Here is a 16,654-nt window from a genome sequence, read left to right as displayed (position 1 = left end):
GGCTTAAAAATCCATTCGCAACTGCAACTCAATGATTTAAAAGGCCCGTGTAGGGCGTATTAGCGGTAGCGTAATGCGCCGAATGATTAAAGACCAACATGCGGCGCAATACGGCTACGCCTATTGGCGCCCTACGATTTTGCACCTTCAGCAACCTAGGGTGAGCACGATTTAGTGCCCACGCGGAATTAACGTCAAATGGTGGGCAAAATTGCCCACCCTACGCCTCAAATTTAGCTTTCAAATTCATACAATACCTTATCCACCGCGGAGGTTAATCCCCTGATGCCGCGCCGAGCACCGGAGGGTTTGAGAGGATTCGCCCGTTAGGGGCGCGGCAGGGATGCCGCGCGTTTTCGGAGGGCTAGGAAAGCCCTTCCGAAAACCCCGCTCAAACCCGCAGGAGCGCAGGACAAATCGGCAGGATAGCCGATTTGCATGCGATAGCACCCGAAGGGCGAGGCACAAGGATGTGCCGAGTGAGCCAAGCGGCATGGGGCCGCCTTTCTTTTGGATACTTTTCTTTGGCGGAGCAAAGAAAAGTATCGCGGTTGTCGGTCCGCGAACCGACATTAAAACCACCGTCGCTCCAGCGATACAAAAAATCAACACCCAACCCGTTTACACAAAATTCAGGACACCCTCTTCGTTTAATGCTCTGAGCTTCACGCGCAAGGCTTTTTGCCTTTCGTTTAATGCTCGGAGCTCCATGAGCAAGGCTTTTTGCCTTTTGTTTAACGCTCGGAGCTCCACGAGCAAGGCTTTTTGCCTTTTGTTTAATGCTCGGAGCTCCACGAGCAAGGCTTTTTGCCTTTTGTTTAACGCTCGGAGCTCCACGAGCAAGTCTTTTTGCTTTTTGTTTAATGCTCCGAGCTTCACGCGCAAGGCTTTTTGCCTTTCGTTTATTGCTCGGAGTCTCGCGCGCAAATCTTTTTGTGTTGCGTTTATCGCTCGGAGCCTTGCGCCCAAGTCTTTTTGTGTTGCGTTTATCGCTCGGAGCCTTGCGCCCAAGTCTTTTTGTTTTGCGTTTATTGCTCGGAGCCTTGCGCCCAAGTCTTTTTGTTTTGCGTTTATTGCTCGGAGCCTTGCGCACAAGGCTTTTTGGCTTGCGTTTATCGCTCGGAGCCTTGCGCGCAAGGCTTTTTGCGTTGCGTTTGCCGCCGGAGACAGCATCGACAAGACAATTGGCGTTGTTGGCCCGGTTTCGAATCGCACCGCACCGGTTAAACGCTTTGAGTAGCGCAAGCCGCGCCTTGGATTTACCACCGCAAACTAGGCATGTCCGGCTGGGCGCCGCAGTGCCGATGCTGTCTCAAACCCCAGATGCCCGCCGCATATCGCGAGATACCGAGAGAGTCATCCGCGTTTGCGCCAATGGCCGCCCGAAATAAAGCGTGGAAACTGTCACACTTTTCCAGTCTAAAACTTAACAGAGCGCCAAGGATAGTTTCCCTAAATTAACACCGTCCCAAACAGTTTCGCGGAGATTAAAAAAATGATCGCGAAGACCTACGGACACACTGCCCTTGCATTTGGATATTACCCATTTCCGAGTAAGTGATATTCCAGATTCAAACGCAGTGTTGGTTAATTAGTCCTTGTGTTTACTATCTTTAAGGTGAGTCTCATGAAAACTATCAAAAATCTGTTGTTAATGCTGTCTGTAATTGCTGCTTCCATGTTTGGCGCCAGTGCCGCCAATGCCGCGAGTTGTGGCGGAGGTTGGACCACTGTCACCGGCGTCTACGAATATAATGTAAACGGTACGACCTACGGTTATATTTACACGGTGCCCGAGCACAGCGTATTGCCGGGCTATACCAACTATTTCTTGACTTATAATCAAACCGCCTTGATCCAGGCAAAAATGGCGCTGCAAAACCATCAAAGCTTGTATTTGTACGGTGATACCGGCACTGCAGCCTGCCCAACTTCCGGATCTTTCCGCTACCTGGGTACTTTAACCTATCTGTACGAGTATTAATCGCTAAACCGGATCATGCGGAATCTTTGGCCTGATTCGTCCGACCGAGATTCCGCTCCGAGCAAACTCAAACTAGGTCAAGATCATGAACAAATTTGTCTCAATACTGGGTGTGGCTAGCATTTTTGCGAGCGGATATTTTGCCGGTCAGCAATTTCCGGATCGCGGCGAGAGCCATCCGGCGGCACCGGAACATGCCGCTTCAGCTTCCGCGCCGGTTATCGCGGTCGGCGCGAACAGAAGGCTGGATATTCCGCCGGCAAATACCGCAATGTCTCAGGACACTCAATTACCCCCGCACGAGCGCCAACGGCTGGCGCCAGCCAATAGCTTGTCGCCCGAGGATGAGGCTGCGCGTAACGAAGCCAATGCCGAGATGATTGCGTCGATGCGAGCTAACCATTTACCGGATGAGCATATTGCTCAAATGGAACAGACTTTGAAAGAACAGGAATCTGCTGGTCCCGTTCAGCCCGAAGAACCGGTCGCGGAACGAACCGGCGCGGAATTGAGCGCAGAGTTACGGGCAAGCCTCAAGCAATCCGGTGTTCCGCCGGAAATCATCGAAGCGATGGCTCAGCAAGTGGAAGCCGACACCGTCAGCATCGACGAACCGGTTCCGCCCCATAAAGCCCCCAGACCGGGTTCCTGAGCCAACGGCTGGCGAGTTTTCTTCCGCCATCCCTTTCTTGTCGTGGCTGGCCGATACCGGGCCGGACACGGGATAGGGATGGCTAAATCGTCCTCAAAACAAAAAATACCGCTGCGCCATCGGCAACACCACCGCCGGTTCGCAAATCAACAACTCTCCATCCGCCCGCACCTGATAAGTCTGCGGACAAACCTCCATCACCGGCTGATAGTTGTTCAACTTCAAATCCGCCTTGCCAATGTGCCGGGTATTCTTCACCGTACCCACCCGTTTTTGCAGTCCCAATTGCTCGGCCAAACCCGATGCCACTGCCGCTTGCGGCAAAAAGATCATCGAATTGTTGGCGGCGGTGCGGCCAAAACTGCCGAACATCGGCCGGTAATGCACCGGTTGCGGAGTCGGGATGGAGGCGTTGGCATCGCCCATCGGCGCGGCGGCGATCAAGCCGCCTTTGATCACCAAGCTGGGTTTGACGCCGAAGAAGGCCGGTTGCCAGAGCACCAAGTCAGCCAGCTTGCCGGCTTCGATGGAGCCCACTTCGTGGCTGATACCGTGGCTGATGGCAGGATTGATGGTGTATTTGGCGATGTAACGTTTGATGCGGAAATTGTCGGCCCCCTCACCCTTAGGGAGAGGGGTTAGGGGTGTGGGTAAATGCCCACGCTGCACCTTCATCTTATGCGCGGTCTGCCAAGTGCGGATCACCACTTCACCGACTCGGCCCATGGCTTGCGAGTCCGAGGAAATCATCGAAAACGCGCCCAGGTCGTGCAGGATGTCCTCGGCGGCGATGGTTTCGCGGCGGATGCGGGATTCGGCGAAGGCCACGTCTTCCGGGATGCTGGGATCAAGATGATGGCAGACCATCAGCATGTCCAAGTGCTCATCGACGGTGTTGACCGTGTAGGGCCGGGTCGGGTTAGTCGACGACGGCAGCACATTGTTCAGACCGCAAGCCTTGATGATGTCCGGCGCATGGCCGCCGCCGGCGCCTTCGGTGTGGTAGGTGTGAATGGTACGGCCCTTAAAGGCGGCGAAGGTGTCTTCGACAAAGCCCGATTCGTTCAAGGTGTCGGTGTGGATCGCCACCTGCACGTCGTAATCGTCGGCCACGCCCAGGCAGCAGTCAATCGCCGCCGGCGTGGTGCCCCAATCTTCGTGCAGTTTCAAGCCCATCGCCCCGGCTTTGATTTGTTCCTCCAACGCACCCGGTAGACTGGCGTTGCCCTTGCCCAGCAAACCGAAATTCATCGGCAAGCCGTCCAGCGCGGTCAGCATTTGTTGCAGATGCCACGGCCCCGGTGTGCAGGTGGTGGCGTTGGTGCCGGTGGCCGGTCCCGTGCCGCCGCCGATCATCGTTGTTACGCCGGAGCACAGCGCTTCTTCGATTTGCTGCGGGCAGATGAAATGGATGTGGGCGTCGATACCACCGGCGGTCAGAATCTGGCCTTCGCCGGCGATGACTTCCGTGCCAGGGCCGACGATGATGTCCACACCCGGTTGAATGTCGGGATTACCGGCCTTGCCGATTTTGAAAATTCGTCCCTGCTTGATGCCAACATCGGCTTTGACGATGCCCCAATAATCGATGATCAAGGCGTTGGTAATCACCAAATCCACCGCGTGGTCGTTGCCGAGCTGGCTTTGGCCCATGCCGTCGCGGATCACCTTGCCGCCGCCGAATTTCACCTCGTCGCCGTAAACGGTGTAATCGGCTTCCACTTCCAAAATCAAATCGGTGTCGGCCAGCCGCAGGCGGTCGCCGGTGGTGGGGCCGAACATGTCGGCGTAAGCGGTTCTGCTGATTCTGCTCATGCGGTTTTCTCCAATGCGCCCATCACCTCGCCGCGAAAGCCGTAGACTTTGCGCTCGCCGGCAAAAGCCACCAACTGCACCTCGCGTTGCTGGCCCGGCTCGAAACGCACCGCGGTGCCGGCCGGAATATCCAATCTAAAACCCAAGGCCACACTGCGGTCGAAGTGCAAAGCCGGGTTGGTTTCGTAAAAATGATAGTGCGAGCCGACCTGAATTGGCCGGTCGCCGCTGTTGGCAACCAAGACTTTAACGGTGGCGCGGCCGGCGTTGAGTTCGATGTCGCCAGCGGCTGGGAAGATTTCTCCGGGGATCATATTGGGCTCCTTTTATTCATTTTTTCCGCGTGGGCACGATAAATCGTGTCCACCCTACATGTTGGATTTTCTTTGCTTTCTGACGAATTGTCGTAGGGTGGGCACGTGCTTTTTGTGCCCACGCGATGATTAAACAATCGGCTCATGCACCGTCACCAATTTGGTGCCGTCGGGAAACGTCGCTTCCACCTGCACCTCGGTCAGCATCTCGGCGATGCCGTCCATCACGTCGTCGATGCTCAACAGCGTGCGACCATAAGCCATCAACTCGGCCACGGTCTGGCCGTCTCGGGCGCCTTCCATGATCGCGGCGGAGATATAAGCCACGGCTTCCGGGTAGTTAAGTTTCAAGCCTCTGGCCTTGCGGCGCTCGGCGAGGAGGGCGGCAGTGAAGAGGAGGAGTTTGTCTTTTTCTCTTGGGGTTAATTGCATGGCGTTATCGTCAGCTAAATAGTAGTGTTTGGAATGTTGGTAAGTTGTATCGCGGTTAAATGTTTCCCAACTTGCATAGGCCTACCTTCCGAGTTATTGTGTCGTACAGTTTTTCGTACAACAGGAGCATTAATGGACGCCATCAGTTACAGCGCCGCTCGCGCCAATTTAGCCAAAACCATGGACAAGGTTTGCGCCGACCATGCCCCCATCATCATCACCCGCAAAAGCGAATCCCCGGTGGTGATGCTGTCTTTGGAAGACTACCAAGCCATGGAGGAAACCGCCTATTTATTGCGCTCGCCAGCCAACGCCCGCCGCTTGCTGGAATCCATCGCCGAGCTGGAGTCTGGCCAAGGCACGGAGCATGAGTTAGTCGAGTGAAAATCACTTTTTCCGCCGATGCCTGGGATAGCTATCTTTACTGGCAAACCACCGACAAGGCCATTCTTAAACGCATCAACCAACTCATCAAGGAAATCCAGCGCCAGCCGTTCGAGGGCATCGGTAAGCCAGAACCTCTCAAACACGGTTTGTCCGGCTATTGGTCGCGGCGGATAAACGACGAGCATCGAATCGTTTATAAGGTTACCGGGGATACATTGTTGATTGCGCAGTTGCGGTATCACTATGAGTATTGACCTAGAGTTGTGTCGCTAACGCGACGGCTTTATTTTAATGTCGGGTCTCGGCCCGACAGCCGAGGTACTTTTCTTTGGACGGCCAAAGAAAAGTACCCAAAAAAAGGCCGCCCCATGCCGCTTATATCCTCCGCTCCGAAGGGTTTGAACGGGGTTTTCGGAAGGGCTATCCCTAGCCCTCCGAAAACGAGCGGCATCCCTGCCGCTCCCCTGCGGGCTGATCCGTCCAAACCCTCCGGTGCTCGGCGCGGCATCAGGGGAGAAAACCGTCCCGAAATCTCAAGTACAAAAATCTGGATCGGTAGGGCAGATTAGCGCAGCCTAATCGGACGTATGTTAATCATCCCATTGCACCACGAATTCCAAATCGCCACCCCAATTCGCAGAATGCACGCCTTTTTCAACATACCGATGAAAACTGCAATATGGCCAATCAATGACGCGATCAACCAAGCCATGTTTAACCGGATTGATATGTACATAATCAACATGGCGTTCAAAGTCTGTTTCGTCACGTCTGGAATGTTCCCAAAAAGGTCGCTGCCACTTATGCCCTTGGGTGAATTCCACGTTCCCCAGCGGTCTTTCGAACATTGGACCGATACTCCGTTTTCGGCAACGCCCGAGAAAATCCGCTTTTGATCAACCGCCAACGCTTGCTGAAATCCGCATCACCCGGCGGCAAGGTCCAAACCGCGTGCATGTGATCAGGCAATACCACCCAGGCGTCGATTTGAAAAGGGTAACGCTTACGCACCCCTCGCACCGTGTCTCGCAATAAATCGATTTCCCGAATCAGTAGGTCGTTATTTTTCTCTCCAGCAAATTCACCGTAAAAAACCATGTGCCACCCGGAATAAAGGCTCGTCGGTAATTGGGCATGGTTTTTAATGTCGGCTTTCGTTAGTTTTAAACATGCGTCCGATTACGCTTCGCTAATCGGACCTACGGCTCTAAATTAAGCTAGCTTGAAAAAGGCGCATTTTTAAAAATCATTATTTACGAAAGATGCACCACTAACATCCGAGCATCCTAAATTTACTATTTTATTGAACAAGCAAGATATATTACGCCAATGATAAATAATATATGTTGTAGAAATGCTGCCACATACAGAGGTGCCGGAAACCATTCAAACAGAATCATTTGATGTATATTTGAGTCATCTTCAGACCTTTGTAATATGGAAGGTAAAGCGCCTAATATAAAAGTTGCAATAACTATAGAAATAATAAAACAGGTTAATGTCAAATCATTTAGGGTTTTACCTTGCAACCCAAATAGACCAAGAACTCCAGTCTGTACTGTCACTAACCAAGTACTCCAGTCTTTTAAAAGTTTTATCGCTTCAAGTTGATTCTTCATTACTTTTGTCCCATAAAAAGTTAATATATTGGAGCCGTAGGATGCGCCGAACGGAGTGAGGCGCATCGGTCGCGATCAATGCGCTTCCTATTTTCGGTAGCATCCTACAATAGACCTTGAAACCTAAATTACAAATTTATCCAACAACCATTTTTCACGAGAGGGGGTTAATCCCCTGATGCCGCGCCGAGCACCGGAGGGTTTGAACGGATCAGCCCGCAGGGGAGCGGCAGGGATGCCGCTCGTTTTCGGAGGGCTAGGGATAGCCCTTCCGAAAACCCCGTTCAAACCCTTCGGCGCGCAGGATACAAGCGGCATGGGGTGGCTTTTCTTTGGATACTTTCTTTTGGCCAAGCAAAAGAAAGTATCTCGGCTGTCGGGCCGAGACCCGACATTAAAAACAACCGTCGCGCTAGCGACACCAAATCCCAACTCGAAGCCATCCATGGCTTCTGGATTCCGGCAATCCATGCCGGAATGACGCGTTCAGTAAGACCGCTGTAAACCGATACGACGACACCAGACAAAACAAACATGCTTACGTCGCCCAAATCCTCGGCGCACAAACTTCCTTCCCAACCACATCTACCCTTACCACCCCCCAAACCCTCTCAAAAAACCCCTTCAACAAATCCGCCCTAAGATCCAAGCCCCGACAAATCAACAAACCCTCAATCAAAGTCACTCCGCGATTTGCCTCATCGCCAATCAATTCCTGCACCGCGGCCAAATGCGAAGATGTAGCCGGATAAACAAACAGCGTCCCACAGGCTGAATGCCCAAACAAACCCCAGCGGGCCTTAAAGGCTTCCGCATCCAGATGCAAGCGTTCCATGTAAACCATGCGCCCGGCACGACTGATGCGCCAGCTTAAAGTGGCTGCCCCGTTATCGAAGCCTTCACCAGCAGCCGGGCGGCCCAAGGCTAATATTTCCCAGCCGATGAAGCGGGCGTGTTCGGCCAAATCGATATTCATGCTGGAATTTAAGCGCGCACCTTCGTAAACGATGGTTTCCTGCGGCAGCCATTCCAGGCTGGCGCCGTCGGCGACGCTGAGATTGACATTTTGCCGCGCTTCGCCGCCGCCGCTACGATAAAACTTGCCGGCGGCCGGGGTGGTGATCAGCGCTTGGGCATCGGGTTCGACAGTGGCTGTAATACTTAGCTGATCGCCGGCCACAACGCCGCCGGGCGGATGCAGCAAATAGACATGGCAGACGCCGCCTTCAGGGTAGAAGGGCCGCTGCACGGTCAAGGGGCCACGGTGGGTGCGGTTGACCAAGGCGGTTTTGGATCCACGTGGGGCGAAACCTAAAGTGAGTTCGGCTTCCCAGTGGCTGAACGATTGACTACAAAACTGTTTCTCCGCGAGCTCGTTACTCATTTGAACCTGTTAGTTGTTCAGGGTTCGAAACCTTATTTTGCGTGCCCTTCGACAAGCTCAGGACGACCGGTAATTAGAGGTGGGTAACAAAGTCAATCCGTTCGTCCTGAGCTTGTCGAAGGATGAACGGATTGACTTTTCGCAAGCCGGCTAACTTCAGCCCAATCACCTCTCATCATGGCTTCTTTCTTTTTCCGACTCCAGTCCTTGATTTGCCGTTCCGCCGATAGCGCTTCTTCTCGCGTGCTGGTTGCCTGAGACCAAATGCACTCTACCGGAAGACGCGATAAAGTGTAGCCGCCGCATTCGCCAGCTTGATGTTGGGCTATTCGTTTTTCGAGATTATCGGTATGGCCGGTGTAATAGCTGCCGTCGGCGCAGCGAAGGATATAAACCCAGAACATTCTGCTTCCTTATCCTTGTTTGAGGTGTTGTAGGTCGCTGTTACGCCAATCAATTCCGCCGGGAAATAATCGCTACTCGCCAAACCGTTCGTGCTGAGTCCTTCGGCGGCGCTCAGGAGAGCCTTGTCGAAGCATGAATGGTTTGGCGCAGAGATGCACGGATTTTCCCGCCCATCCTTCGACGGGGCTCAGGACGAACGGGAAAATCCTAGCATGCAAACGGAAAAGTCGATTTTCGCCCCTAGAAAATCAAAATACTACACCGTCAAATACCGCTTCACCATGTCGTCCGCCAATTCGTTCATCTCCCCCACCGCCACATGCCGGCCGCGATCCATGATGCAGAACTGATTGGCTACCTTGCGGGCGAACGGCAGTTTTTGTTCGACCAGCAATACCGTTACGCCCAGTTCTTTATGGATACGGTCGATGGCTTGATGGATTTCGCCGGTTTCCGGCTCGGGCATCGGTGTCGCCACGCCGCGCGATTTATTCAGACGAATAATCACGTCGCCGATCTCGCTGACGATATTGGGTTGGATGCCTTCGGTGGGTTCGTCCAAGATCAGTAGGCGCGGATTCAGTACCAGCGCCCGGCCGATGGCCAATTGCTGCTGCTGACCGCCGGACAGGTCGCCGCCGCGGCGTTTCAGCATTTGTTTCAGTACCGGAAAAATCTCGAAAATGCTGTCCGGGACTTTCTTGATGCCGTGTTTATTGGCGGCGCGCAGGCCGGTTTTCAGGTTTTCTTCCACGGTTAATAAGGGAAAGATTTCTCGGCCTTGCGGCACGTAACCGATGCCTAGTTCGGCGCGGGATTCGGCCTTGGCTTTGGCCAATTCCACACCGTCGAATTGAATGCTGCCCTCGGCCACTGGGAGCAGGCCCATGATGGCTTTCAGGAGCGTGGTTTTGCCGACGCCGTTGCGGCCCATCAGGCAGACGCAGGCCCCGGCGGGTACGCGCAAATCCAGGTCCCACAGAGTGTGGCTGGCGCCGTAGTATTGTTGCAATGCGCTGATATTTAACATCATCCCCCCAGGTAAACTTGGATCACGCGAGTATCGTTTTGGACTTCGTCCATCGTGCCTTCGGTGAGCACCGAGCCTTCGTGCAGCACCGTGACCTTATGGGCGATGCTGCGAACGAATTCCATGTCGTGCTCGACGACGACGATGGAATGCTGGCCTTGCAAGGACAGCAGCAACTCGGCGGTGCGTTCGACTTCCTGGTGAGTCATGCCGGCGATGGGTTCGTCCACCAGCATTACTTTTGGGTCCTGCATCAGCAACATGCCGATTTCCAGCCACTGCTTCTGACCGTGCGACAGCGCGCCGGCCAGTTGCCGCTGTTGGGCGGGCAGGGCGATGGTTTGCAACACATCCTGAATGCGGTCGCGCTGCTCGCTGTTGAGTTTATGAAACAGGGTCGGCCAGGTGCGTTTGTCGGTTTTTAAGGCCAGTTCCAGATTTTCGAACACGGTCAAGGCGTCGAATACGCTGGGTTTTTGGAACTTGCGGCAGATGCCGGCCTGGGCAATGGCCGGTTCGTCGAGTTCCAGCAAATCGATGGTCTGGCCGAAAAACACCGAGCCGCTGTCGGGCTTGGTTTTGCCGGTAATCACGTCCATCAGGGTGGTCTTGCCGGCGCCGTTGGGGCCGATCAGGCAGCGCAATTCGCCGTCGTCTATGTACAGGGATAAATGGTTTAGCGCCCGGAAGCCGTCGAAACTGACGCTGACGTCTTCCATGTACAGAATTGGGCCGTGGCGGGCGTCGACCTCGCCGTCCAGCGGTAGGCTGGCGCCGCCTTCAGTGGTAGTTGCAGCCGAGATCATCATGCCGGTTGTCCTCCGGTAGCATTAAGAGTGGGTTTGGGTTTGCTGCGACGACGCAGCAGGCCGACGATGCCGTCGGGCATTAATAAGGTGACCAGGATGAAGGCACCGCCCAGGCAAAACAGCCAGGCGTCCGGCATCAGGCCGGTCAATACGGTTTTGGCATAGTTGACCAGCACCGCGCCGATGATCGCGCCGTACAAGGTGCCGCGCCCACCGACCGCGACCCAGATGACGATTTCCAATGAGTTTAATGGTGAGAACTCGCTAGGGTTGATAATGCCGACTTGCGGCACGTACAGCGCGCCGGCCAGTCCAGCCAACATCGCTGCAAACACAAACACCCACAGTTTGAACAATTCCACGCGGTAGCCCAGGAAGCGCACCCGCGATTCCTGATCGCGAACCGCCGTGACCACCCGGCCCAGTTTGCTATTCACGATCCAGCGGCACAGCAGTAAAGCGCCGATCAAACTCAGGCCGGTCATCAGTAATAGAACCGAACGGACCGCCTCCGATTGGATGTTAAAACCGAGGATGTCTTTGAAATCGGTGAGACCGTTATTGCCGCCGAAGCCCATTTCGTTGCGGAAAAAGGCCAACAACAAGGCGTAAGTCAAAGCCTGGGTGATGATGGACAGATAAACCCCTGTCACCCGCGAACGAAACGCCAGCCAGCCGAATACGAAGGCCAGCAGGCCCGGCGCCAGTAACACCATCAACATCGCAAAGCCGAAGTTGCCGAAGCCGTACCAGTACCAGGGCAGTTCGGTCCAGTTCAGGAACACCATAAAATCGGGTAATTCGGCGTTGCCGTAAACGCCGCGAGTGCCGATCTGCCGCATCAGATACATGCCCATCGCATAGCCGCCCAACGCAAAGAACGCGCCTTGGCCGAGGACCAGAATCCCGGCGTAGCCCCAGACCATATCGAGTGATAGGCCGAGTAGGGCGAAGGTGAGGTATTTGCCGATCAGGGAGACTGAGTAAGCAGAGAAGTGCAAGGCCGAGTCTTCGGGGAAGATTAGGTTGCACAGGGGGATCAAGAGGGTGACGCTTGCTAGGGCGATTAGCACTGAAGAGTAGGTTTTGTCTTGGGTCAGTTTAGCGATATTCATTTTTGACTTCCGTCTGTTTTAAAGTGTCGCTGTTGCGACGGCTTTTTTGAAGTCGGGTCTCGGCCCGACGGCCGAGGTACTTTCTTTTGCTTGGCCTCGGCAATTGCTCCTGCATTGCTCTACCTCCTGCATCCATGCAGTCGAAAAGAAAGTACCCAAAGAAAAAGGCACCCCATGCCGCTTTGATCCTGCGCGCCGAAGGCTTTGGCGAGGGTTTTCGGAAGGGCTGTCCTAGCCCTCCGAAAACGAGCGGCATCCCTGCCGCTCCCCTGCGGGCAACTTCTCGCCAAACCCTCCGGTGCTCGGCGCGGCATCAGGGGAGAAAATCGTCCCGGAATTTAACGTTGCGTAGGGTAGGCAACTTTGCCAACCTTTGGCGGTTGGTTCCGCGTGGGCACTCAATCGTGCCAGCCTTTCTACTACCTTTTCCGTAACCAGTGGTACAGTAACCCAAGAGATTGAATTGCTAGCCTGACTAATAAACAGAAAATCAAGACAGCAGACGGAAAATACACCACCAAGATTACAAACCCATCCCCTACACTAGTGTTGTAATCAGGCTGACGCATCAAATAATCTTGATACCAAGCCAAAAACTGTTGAACTACAACAAACGTGGCAAATGTGATGCCGAAATTTTTCCAGCTAACTGAGAATGCTGAAATTACTGCCAGTAGCATCGCGACGATTAATAGCGTGCCCTCAATCATAAATTTGCTCTGTTTTAAATTGTCTGGTTTGATTGCTCATAATTATTAGCAGTCTATGAGTTTTCTAGACTCAACATTTAACAGAACACAATTTTGAATTTATGAAGCCCCTAGGATGTGCTGAGCAAATGCGAAGCGCATCGGTCGCAAGCGATGCGTCTCTTATCGTCGGCACATCCTACAAATTCTTACCATCGTCAAGCTATCCATCCCCTCTAAATCTCGCGACGGGTTTCGTCCCCTGATGCCGCGCCGAGCACCGGAGGGTTTGAGCGGAGTTGCCCGTTAGGGGCGATGCAGGGATGCATCGCGTTTTTGGAGGGCTATGGATAGCCCTTCCAAAAACCCCGTTCAAACCCGCTGGAGCGCAGGATATAAGCGGCATGGGGCGGCCTTTTTTTGGGTACTTTTCTTTGGACAAGCAAAGAAAAGTACCTCGGCTGTCGGGCCGAGACCCGACTTCCAAACAACCCGTCGCGATAGCGACGCAAAATCTCAACCCCCTCAACCACATCGAAAGCCGTCGTGTTGGGTTACGGCTGGCGCCTAACCCAACCTACATTTTTCTCTCGTTCCCACGCGCTGCGTGGGAATGCGGAAGTTTCGCGCCTGCGGGTAACATGCCGCAGCGCGGCAGGTCAGGGTTCCCACGCAGCGCGTGGGAACCAGTAAGCTAAAACCTCAAGATTCCGCTGCCCTTCCTTTCTGCGGAAACAAGCCTCTCGGCTTCTTCTGAATAAACAAAATAATGAACACCAGCACCAAAATCTTCGCCAACACCGCCCCGGCATAAGGCTCCAACACCTTATTGGCGATGCCCAACGAGAACCCGGCCACTAACGTTCCGAACAAATTCCCAACCCCGCCAAACACCACCACCATGAACGAATCGACGATGTAGGCCTGACCCAGATTCGGCCCGACGTTGGTGATTTGGCTCAAGGCCACCCCGGCCACCCCGGCAATTCCGGAACCTAAACCAAACGTCATCGCATCGACCCGAGAGGTGGGAATACCCATCGCTCTGGCCATGCCGCGATTTTGCGCGACGGCGCGGACTTCCAGGCCCAGCTTGGTACGCTTCAGGATTTGCAGCAGCGCGGTAAACACCAGCAGGCAGAAAATCAGGATGTAAAAGCGGTTCCAGGTCAGCGACAGAAAGTCGTTGATCTGCCAGGAGCCGCTCATCCATTCCGGCGTCGAGACGCTGCGGTTCAGCGGCGAGAAGATCGAGCGTACGGCTTGTTGCAGGAACAGGCTGACGCCGAAGGTGGCCAGCAGGGTTTCCAGCGGCCGGCCGTACAGGAAGCGGATGATGCCGCGTTCAATCGCTATACCTACTAGCGCGGCCACCAAAAAGGCCATCGGTATCGACAAAATCAACGCGGTACCCAGATTGTTCGGCAGCAGTTGCTGCATCACGTAAGTGGTGTAAGCGCCCAGCATCATCAGTTCGCCGTGGGCCATGTTGATCACGCCCATCACGCCAAAGGTAATCGCCAGGCCGATCGCGGCCAACACCAGCACCGCGCCCAGGCTCAGGCCGAAGAACACGGTTTCGACGACCGCATAGGTTTGCAAGCGGTTGTGGATGCTGACCAGCGCAGCTTCGGCCAGATTGCGAATGTCGCTGTCGGGTTCGATGAAATTGCCGTCCGCGTCTTTCTCGGTCAGGGCTTGCAGGCGATTGGCGGCGTCCTGGCTGGTACGGTCCTTCAAGGTGCCGATGGCGGCGATGCGCTTGGTCTTGTCGTCGCTGTCGATGTCTCGGAGCAGCAGAATTTCTTCGATCGCGGCGCGGACCTTGGGCGCGCTTTCTTGTTCCAAGCGGCCGCGCAGCAAGTCCAGGCCCTTGTCGTCGATCTCTTTTGCCATCGCCTTGACCGCCGCCAAGCGGGCGTCGGCGTCGGCCACGTTCAACTGCAACTGACCGATGGCCTTGCGCAAGCTGCCGCGCAGTTTGTTGGTGACGTTGATTTTGCCGACCGCCGCGCGGTCTACTTCCGCGAGTGCCGCGCCGCTGGCGGCGTCGGTCAGGTGATAGCCGGCCGCCGATTCCACGCCGATCACCAGTTTGCTCTCGGCTTTCAAATCGAACAATTTGCCGTCCAGCAAGGCTTGCAGCGCCGGCAAGGCGCGGCCGTCGGCGGCCAGGGTTTCGATCGCGGCTTCGCGCTCGGCCATGCTGCCGACGCGCAATTGCTCAAGATTTTGGCTAAAGGCGTCCGGTTCTTGCGCCTGTACGGAAACCGCGAACATAAAAAGTAGGGTACGCACCGCGTACCAGGCGGTCACTCGAAAACCGGAACGCAAGCTACGCAATGCGTAACCCACGCACGAAAAAATCGCTTTGATAACGCCGCTCGGTTTGGCCCCGGCCCACAGAGGAGTACGAACTGAACACAGGGATAGGAAAAGAGCAACGGCAGAGGCGCGGCCGAGCGGCGTTATTAAAGCGGTTTGCGAACAATGAACAGACATGGCGATTCCTTCGAGGTGGGTTGCGCCGGCTTCCGTGCCGGCGCAACCCTTGGCTAAGCGTGAGGCGGATCTGATCGAGGACCCGCCGGGTTCATCCGATCAGTATTTTTGACCTGAACATTTCTTGGTTTTGGTGTTGTAGTTGCCGCAGCTGATCGGCGCGGTCCAGTCGGCGATGATCGGTTTGCTGTCCGGCAAGAAGTCGGACCAAGCGTCGCCGTCGACGACTTTATTGGTTTGCCAGACCGTGACGAACTGGCCGTCTTCCTGAATCTCGCCGATCAGCACCGGTTTGCTGATGTGGTGGTTGGGCAGCATTTTCGCCACGCCGCCGCTCAGGTTGGGGAACTCGACGCCGATCAGGGCTTTTTGTACCGCTTCGGGATCGGTGGTGCCGGCTTTCTCAACCGCTTTCACCCACATGTTGAAACCGATGTAATGGGCTTCCATTGGATCGTTGGTGACCCGTTTCGGGTTTTTGATGTAGTCCTTCCATTGTTGGATGAAGGCCGCGTTTTTGGTGGTATCGACGCTCATGAAGTAGTTCCAGGCCGCCAAATGGCCGACCAATGGTTTGGTATCCATGCCGGACAATTCTTCCTCTCCGACCGAGAACGCGACGACCGGGATGTCCTCGGCTTTGATGCCTTGGTTGCCCAGCTCTTTATAGAACGGCACGTTGGCGTCGCCGTTGATCGTGGAAACCACTGCGGTTTTCTTACCGGCCGAGCCGAATTTTTTGATGTCGGCGACGATGCTTTGCCAGTCGGAATGGCCGAAAGGCGTGTAGTTGATCATGATGTCCTTATCCTTGACGCCCTTGGCTTTCAGATAGGCTTCCAGGATTTTGTTGGTAGTACGCGGATAAACGTAGTCGGTACCGGCCAGTACCCAGCGCTGCACTTTCAGGTCGTTCATCAGGTAGTCGACCGCCGGAATCGCTTGTTGGTTGGGCGCGGCGCCGGTGTAGAACACGTTTTTCGAGGATTCTTCGCCTTCGTATTGCACCGGATAGAACAAAATGCCATTCAATTCTTCAATGACCGGCAACACCGATTTCCGCGACACCGAAGTCCAGCAACCGAAGATTGCCGCCACTTTGTCCTTGGTCAGCAATTCGCGGGCTTTTTCGGCGAACAGCGGCCAGTTGGACGCCGGGTCTACGACGACCGCTTCCAGTTTCTTGCCGAGCAAACCGCCTTTCTTGTTTTGCTCGTCGATCAGCATCAGCATGGTGTCTTTCAGCGTGGTTTCGGAAATGGCCATCGTGCCGGACAGCGAATGCAGCACGCCGACCTTGATAGTGTCTTCGGCGCGGGCCGGCGAGGCGCCCAGCAGCGCGGCGGACAGAGCCGCGACGGTCGCCAGTTTGTGGAAGGAATTGCTCAGTAGTTTCATCGTTTAAGTCCTATGTCGGGAAGAAATCGTGGGCGAATCAATAGCCCGTTTTTGTAGGAATGGGCATGCAATGCCCACGCCTGGCGTTCGTTCCGCGTGGGCACACAAACCGTGCCCAC

The 16,654-nt window shown here is 54.8% G+C and carries 18 protein-coding genes and 1 pseudogene; 4 read left to right on the top strand and 15 right to left on the bottom strand.

Annotated features, from left to right (window positions below; all coding sequences use genetic code 11):
* Positions 1–391: 391 nt before the first annotated feature.
* Positions 392–1,093: a hypothetical protein gene (locus ACP4CD_RS12560; protein ID WP_426991172.1), complete on the bottom strand. Its 702-nt coding sequence runs from the start codon at positions 1,091–1,093 to the stop codon at positions 392–394.
* 534 nt (positions 1,094–1,627) lie between these two features.
* Here ACP4CD_RS12560 and ACP4CD_RS12555 point away from each other — a divergent pair.
* Positions 1,628–1,984, top strand: a complete 357-nt coding sequence (locus ACP4CD_RS12555) for a hypothetical protein (protein WP_168032017.1) — start codon at positions 1,628–1,630, stop codon at positions 1,982–1,984.
* 85 nt (positions 1,985–2,069) lie between these two features.
* Positions 2,070–2,636 carry a hypothetical protein gene (locus ACP4CD_RS12550; protein WP_313728966.1) on the top strand — a complete coding sequence of 189 codons (567 nt, stop codon included), beginning with the start codon at positions 2,070–2,072 and terminating at the stop codon, positions 2,634–2,636.
* 93 nt (positions 2,637–2,729) lie between these two features.
* Here the strand turns inward: ACP4CD_RS12550 and ureC are convergent, their stop codons facing one another.
* The 3 genes from ureC to ureA form a co-directional block, all read right to left on the bottom strand.
* The gene (ureC, locus tag ACP4CD_RS12545; protein WP_426991171.1) at positions 2,730–4,451 is read right to left on the bottom strand and encodes an urease subunit alpha; all 1,722 of its coding nucleotides are present in this window, start codon (positions 4,449–4,451) and stop codon (positions 2,730–2,732) included.
* Positions 4,448–4,765, bottom strand: a complete 318-nt coding sequence (locus tag ACP4CD_RS12540) for an urease subunit beta (RefSeq protein ID WP_071155242.1) — start codon at positions 4,763–4,765, stop codon at positions 4,448–4,450. The genes ureC and ACP4CD_RS12540 overlap by 4 nt, the downstream gene beginning before the upstream one ends.
* A gap of 129 nt (positions 4,766–4,894) precedes the next feature.
* Positions 4,895–5,197, bottom strand: coding sequence for an urease subunit gamma (gene ureA / locus ACP4CD_RS12535; protein WP_020482653.1), 303 nt, complete (start codon positions 5,195–5,197; stop codon positions 4,895–4,897).
* A gap of 132 nt (positions 5,198–5,329) precedes the next feature.
* On the opposite strand from ureA, the gene ACP4CD_RS12530 reads away from it, so the two are divergent.
* Both ACP4CD_RS12530 and ACP4CD_RS12525 read left to right on the top strand, forming a co-directional pair.
* Complete coding sequence (locus ACP4CD_RS12530) at positions 5,330–5,581, top strand: type II toxin-antitoxin system Phd/YefM family antitoxin (protein WP_426991169.1); 252 nt, start codon at positions 5,330–5,332, stop codon at positions 5,579–5,581.
* On the top strand, positions 5,578–5,838 hold the full coding sequence (locus tag ACP4CD_RS12525) for a Txe/YoeB family addiction module toxin (protein WP_426991168.1): 261 nt from the start codon (positions 5,578–5,580) through the stop codon (positions 5,836–5,838). Before ACP4CD_RS12530 ends, ACP4CD_RS12525 begins: the two co-directional genes overlap by 4 nt.
* Positions 5,839–6,174: 336 nt before the next feature.
* Here the strand turns inward: ACP4CD_RS12525 and ACP4CD_RS12520 are convergent.
* The 11 genes and pseudogenes from ACP4CD_RS12520 to urtA all read right to left on the bottom strand — a co-directional run bounded on the left by ACP4CD_RS12520 (position 6,175) and on the right by urtA (position 16,535).
* Positions 6,175–6,720 (bottom strand): annotated as a pseudogene (locus ACP4CD_RS12520) (REP-associated tyrosine transposase).
* A gap of 159 nt (positions 6,721–6,879) precedes the next feature.
* The gene (locus tag ACP4CD_RS12515) at positions 6,880–7,203 is read right to left on the bottom strand and encodes a hypothetical protein (protein WP_426991167.1); all 324 of its coding nucleotides are present in this window, start codon (positions 7,201–7,203) and stop codon (positions 6,880–6,882) included.
* 538 nt (positions 7,204–7,741) lie between these two features.
* Positions 7,742–8,587 (bottom strand): urease accessory protein UreD, encoded by an 846-nt coding sequence (locus ACP4CD_RS12510; RefSeq protein ID WP_426991165.1) that lies wholly within the window; start codon positions 8,585–8,587, stop codon positions 7,742–7,744.
* Positions 8,588–8,679: 92 nt separating this feature from the next.
* Positions 8,680–8,991: a GIY-YIG nuclease family protein gene (locus ACP4CD_RS12505; protein ID WP_426991164.1), complete on the bottom strand. Its 312-nt coding sequence runs from the start codon at positions 8,989–8,991 to the stop codon at positions 8,680–8,682.
* Between the two features lie 257 nt (positions 8,992–9,248).
* Positions 9,249–10,022, bottom strand: coding sequence for an ABC transporter ATP-binding protein (locus tag ACP4CD_RS12500; protein ID WP_426994679.1), 774 nt, complete (start codon positions 10,020–10,022; stop codon positions 9,249–9,251).
* Positions 10,022–10,831: an urea ABC transporter ATP-binding protein UrtD gene (urtD, locus tag ACP4CD_RS12495; RefSeq protein WP_426991163.1), complete on the bottom strand. Its 810-nt coding sequence runs from the start codon at positions 10,829–10,831 to the stop codon at positions 10,022–10,024. Before urtD ends, ACP4CD_RS12500 begins: the two co-directional genes overlap by 1 nt.
* Complete coding sequence (gene urtC, locus ACP4CD_RS12490; protein WP_426991162.1) at positions 10,828–11,946, bottom strand: urea ABC transporter permease subunit UrtC; 1,119 nt, start codon at positions 11,944–11,946, stop codon at positions 10,828–10,830. Before urtC ends, urtD begins: the two co-directional genes overlap by 4 nt.
* Positions 11,933–12,061, bottom strand: a complete 129-nt coding sequence (locus tag ACP4CD_RS12485; RefSeq protein WP_426991161.1) for a hypothetical protein — start codon at positions 12,059–12,061, stop codon at positions 11,933–11,935. The genes urtC and ACP4CD_RS12485 overlap by 14 nt, the downstream gene beginning before the upstream one ends.
* A 304-nt stretch (positions 12,062–12,365) precedes the next feature.
* Positions 12,366–12,656 carry a hypothetical protein gene (locus tag ACP4CD_RS12480; protein WP_426991159.1) on the bottom strand — a complete coding sequence of 97 codons (291 nt, stop codon included), beginning with the start codon at positions 12,654–12,656 and terminating at the stop codon, positions 12,366–12,368.
* Between the two features lie 681 nt (positions 12,657–13,337).
* Positions 13,338–14,915, bottom strand: a complete 1,578-nt coding sequence (gene urtB, locus ACP4CD_RS12475) for an urea ABC transporter permease subunit UrtB (RefSeq protein ID WP_426994678.1) — start codon at positions 14,913–14,915, stop codon at positions 13,338–13,340.
* Between the two features lie 321 nt (positions 14,916–15,236).
* Entirely contained in the window at positions 15,237–16,535 is a 1,299-nt protein-coding gene (urtA, locus tag ACP4CD_RS12470; protein WP_064026572.1) for an urea ABC transporter substrate-binding protein, read from the bottom strand.
* Positions 16,536–16,654: the final 119 nt, after the last annotated feature.

The organism is Methylomonas stagni (assembly GCF_050154735.1).
GTDB classification, from domain to species: Bacteria; Pseudomonadota; Gammaproteobacteria; order Methylococcales; family Methylomonadaceae; genus Methylomonas; species Methylomonas koyamae_A.
This window is presented reverse-complemented; position numbering and strand designations above follow the sequence as displayed.

Bases quoted from the DNA above. Each gene is read 5' to 3' on its own strand.
- ACP4CD_RS12555 (WP_168032017.1), top strand. From the start codon at position 1,628: ATGAAAACTATCAAAAATCTGTTGTTAATGCTGTCTGTAATTGCTGCT.
- ACP4CD_RS12550 (WP_313728966.1), top strand. From the start codon at position 2,070: ATGAACAAATTTGTCTCAATACTGGGTGTGGCTAGCATTTTTGCGAGC.
- ureC (WP_426991171.1), bottom strand. From the start codon at position 4,451: ATGAGCAGAATCAGCAGAACCGCTTACGCCGACATGTTCGGCCCCACC.
- ACP4CD_RS12540 (WP_071155242.1), bottom strand. From the start codon at position 4,765: ATGATCCCCGGAGAAATCTTCCCAGCCGCTGGCGACATCGAACTCAAC.
- ureA (WP_020482653.1), bottom strand. From the start codon at position 5,197: ATGCAATTAACCCCAAGAGAAAAAGACAAACTCCTCCTCTTCACTGCC.
- ACP4CD_RS12530 (WP_426991169.1), top strand. From the start codon at position 5,330: ATGGACGCCATCAGTTACAGCGCCGCTCGCGCCAATTTAGCCAAAACC.
- ACP4CD_RS12515 (WP_426991167.1), bottom strand. From the start codon at position 7,203: ATGAAGAATCAACTTGAAGCGATAAAACTTTTAAAAGACTGGAGTACT.
- ACP4CD_RS12510 (WP_426991165.1), bottom strand. From the start codon at position 8,587: ATGAGTAACGAGCTCGCGGAGAAACAGTTTTGTAGTCAATCGTTCAGC.
- ACP4CD_RS12505 (WP_426991164.1), bottom strand. From the start codon at position 8,991: ATGTTCTGGGTTTATATCCTTCGCTGCGCCGACGGCAGCTATTACACC.
- ACP4CD_RS12500 (WP_426994679.1), bottom strand. From the start codon at position 10,022: ATGTTAAATATCAGCGCATTGCAACAATACTACGGCGCCAGCCACACT.
- urtD (WP_426991163.1), bottom strand. From the start codon at position 10,831: ATGATGATCTCGGCTGCAACTACCACTGAAGGCGGCGCCAGCCTACCG.
- urtC (WP_426991162.1), bottom strand. From the start codon at position 11,946: ATGAATATCGCTAAACTGACCCAAGACAAAACCTACTCTTCAGTGCTA.
- ACP4CD_RS12485 (WP_426991161.1), bottom strand. From the start codon at position 12,061: ATGCAGGAGCAATTGCCGAGGCCAAGCAAAAGAAAGTACCTCGGCCGT.
- ACP4CD_RS12480 (WP_426991159.1), bottom strand. From the start codon at position 12,656: ATGATTGAGGGCACGCTATTAATCGTCGCGATGCTACTGGCAGTAATT.
- urtB (WP_426994678.1), bottom strand. From the start codon at position 14,915: ATGTTCGCGGTTTCCGTACAGGCGCAAGAACCGGACGCCTTTAGCCAA.
- urtA (WP_064026572.1), bottom strand. From the start codon at position 16,535: ATGAAACTACTGAGCAATTCCTTCCACAAACTGGCGACCGTCGCGGCT.